Consider the following 2,980-nt stretch of genomic DNA (forward strand, 5'->3'; position numbering starts at 1 on the left):
AACCGAACATCATGCCCTGATCTCCTGCGCCCTGCTTGTCATCTTCCTTACCTTCGGCAGCCTTGGCGTCAACACCCTGAGCGATATCGGGAGACTGCTTATCGACTGCAACGAGCACGGAGCAGCCCTTATAATCAAAAGCAAGTTCCGGATTCACGTAACCGATACTCTTGATCGTCTTGCGTGCAATCTGCTGGTAGTCAATCACAGCCTTGGTGGTAATTTCGCCAGAAATCACGACGAGACCGGTGTTGGCGAGCGTTTCGCAAGCCACGCGGCTGTTCGGGTCTTGGGCGAGGCAGGCGTCGAGAATTGCATCCGAGATCTGGTCGCAAACTTTGTCGGGGTGTCCCTTGGACACGGATTCAGAAGTAAAGAGATAATGTGCCATTGTATAAGGCTCCTTTTGTTAACAGCACCGAAAAGAACGTCGCATTTTTGAGCATTCCCAAGCGCTGAAAAAACGTGGTTTGAGTTTCTATGCATAAATCTACATAAATGCATAAACATTGTCAAGCGAAAAACACGATTTTTCTTATACAAAAAATTGATAGCAAGTGCTAGGAATTTTGTATTGGACGCAGCTATAGGCAACATCTATATTTGCACTCAAAAAAAAGAGGTTATCTATAAATGAGTATTTTAGTCGACATTAAAAAGTATCTGACTTTAGATGGTGCGCCGAAGCACGTTCAAGATTATCTTTCTGTGGCAGTAACGGATCACGCCTACTTGCCAAAAACCGAAGATATTACTAGCGATTGGGTCGCCTACATTGCGGCTCCGGCATTCAAACTGATCCGTGAAAATCTAGGACACGATGTAGAAGCATTCGCTTCGATCGGTACAGGTTCCGGTATCGATGTCTTGACGGGCATCGAACTTTTGGGCGCAAAACGCGTGGGCTTTACCGACTTGCAGAAAAGCGTGGTGGACGCGGCAGCCGAAAACATCAGGAAAAATTTGAAGGATGCAGATTCAATTGAATTGGAATTCGGCGCAGGAGACCTGTTGCAGCCTCTTCAAAATGGCAAGCGCCGTTACGACGTGATTTACGAGAACCTGCCCAATGTTCCGCTAACCGATAACACCAAGATTGAAGACAAACGAAACAGCGGCCATTACCTAGAAAAACGTGTAGAAGCGATTCCAGAATTTGTGCACGAACAGATGCTGGATTTGCATTATCTGGCACTCAAGCAGGCACGCGATTACCTGGCCGACAAGGGTGCCGTCTATTCTACACTCGGTGGCCGCGTGCCGCTCAGTGCGTTTATCAAACTCGGCGAATTGGCTGGGCTTAAGTCAGAAATTTTCACTTATTCCTGGAAAGTACAGGCGGAACCCGAAGACGTGATTTCAGGCTACGCCGCGCAAGAAAAGGCGGGCCTCGGGCCGTTCCGATTTTACTGCGCAAGCGACTTGCAAAAAGCATTCGCCGATATTTCGGTGAAAGAATCTGGCAAGAACGCTTTCGAAATCGAAAAGTCGCTGGAATCTTCGAAGCTTACTGCTAAAGAAGCTTACGAGGCGTTCCAAAAAGGCGAAGTGATCGGCCATACGGTTGCCGTACTGAAATCAAGTGCTAAGTAAAACGAGTGTATTTTGATGCAAGATTTTATCGCCCGTTTAATTGAAGAATCGAAGCGATTTCTGAATGAACGCGCCCAAATTGACGATGATATCGGTCAAGAGGCTGCCAAGTTTGTAATGCGTGAAATCCCTGCCCCGAGTGGGACTTTCGAAAAAAGCGATTCTCCGCTGATTCGCTGGATTGAAGACTCCGCAAAACATGGAAGTTCAGAGACTGCAAATTTGCTGAAAGCGCTAAAGCCTGCACTCCCTTTTTTGCCGTGGAAGTATAATTACGAGCCGCGCGCCGATATGCCTGATTTAGGAAACCGTATGGGCTGGGGAGAAATCCTCGGGCCCGAAGCGCCGTATCACGACGAGCATTTTTGTTTCGGGTTTACGCTTCTCGGAAAGAACACCTTGTATCCGGCTCATTTCCACCCCGCCACGGAACTTTATGTGGTGCTTTCGGGCCTTGCCGTTTGGACATTAGATGGCGTTTCAAAAGTCCGCGGTCCCGGAGAATTTATTCTGCACCCCTCGAACCACGTACATTCCATGCAAACAAGGGACGAACCCCTGCTAGCGCTTTACACATGGAGCGGCGAAGATGTCGTGACACTTTCGAAATACGTGTGATTTGAAAACTGAATTCCAATAGAAAAATGGCTTTTACAAATGAACAACTGGAACGCTATTCGCGCCACATTATTCTTAAAGATGTCGGCGTAAAGGGCCAAAAGAAGCTCTTGAACGCGAAGGTACTCGTCATTGGTGCGGGCGGCCTTGGCGCTCCTGTAGCTATGTACCTTGCTGCCGCCGGTGTGGGCACGATCGGCATTGCCGATGCCGATGTGGTTGACCTTTCAAATTTACAACGTCAGATAATACACGCCACGCAAGATGTGGGTAAGCCCAAGGTGCAATCCGCGAAAGAAACCATGGAAGCGATGAATACGGATGTCAAGGTGATCACGTACCATACTTTCGTAACGAGCGAAAATATTCTCGACATCATTAAGGATTACGATTTTATCATTGACGGCACCGACAATTTTCCGACGAAGTTCTTGATTAATGATGCCTGCGTCATGGCGAAGAAACCTTTCTCGCATGCGGGTATTGTCGGGTTTCAGGGGCAGCTGATGACATACGTGCCGGAGCAGGGACCTTGCTACCGCTGCATTTTCGAGGAACCGCCCCCGAAAGGTTCTGTGCCGACTTGCAAAGAGGCAGGCGTGATTGGGGCAATCGCAGGCGTCATCGGAAGTTTGCAGGCGATGGAAGCAATCAAGTATATTCTTGGAGTGTTACTAGGGGAGTTTTATCTGGTAAAGATAGAGAAGTTGAAGTTGCTACTGACAATTCAAGTACTAGTGATTGGATAATGCAAGTATTACAAACTGAT

The 2,980-nt window shown here is 48.0% G+C and carries 4 protein-coding genes; 3 read left to right on the plus strand and 1 reads right to left on the minus strand.

Annotated features, from left to right (window positions below):
• A partial coding sequence (locus Q0628_RS13490; protein WP_298771817.1) for an S-adenosylmethionine synthetase N-terminal domain-containing protein occupies window positions 1–391 on the minus strand: 391 nt, incomplete at its 3' end.
• A 242-nt stretch (window positions 392–633) separates the two neighbouring features.
• Here Q0628_RS13490 and Q0628_RS13495 point away from each other — a divergent pair.
• The 3 genes from Q0628_RS13495 to thiF are packed head-to-tail and all read left to right on the plus strand — an operon-like array spanning window position 634 to window position 2,960.
• Window positions 634–1,593, plus strand: coding sequence for a 50S ribosomal protein L11 methyltransferase (locus Q0628_RS13495; RefSeq protein WP_298771819.1), 960 nt, complete (start codon window positions 634–636; stop codon window positions 1,591–1,593).
• 15 nt (window positions 1,594–1,608) lie between these two features.
• Entirely contained in the window at window positions 1,609–2,211 is a 603-nt protein-coding gene (locus tag Q0628_RS13500) for a dimethylsulfonioproprionate lyase family protein (protein WP_298771821.1), read from the plus strand.
• A gap of 26 nt (window positions 2,212–2,237) precedes the next feature.
• Window positions 2,238–2,960 carry a thiazole biosynthesis adenylyltransferase ThiF gene (gene thiF, locus Q0628_RS13505; RefSeq protein WP_298771823.1) on the plus strand — a complete coding sequence of 241 codons (723 nt, stop codon included), beginning with the start codon at window positions 2,238–2,240 and terminating at the stop codon, window positions 2,958–2,960.
• Window positions 2,961–2,980 lie beyond the last annotated feature (20 nt).

It is taken from the genome of uncultured Fibrobacter sp. (genome assembly GCF_937877005.1).
GTDB lineage: Bacteria > Fibrobacterota > Fibrobacteria > Fibrobacterales > Fibrobacteraceae > Fibrobacter.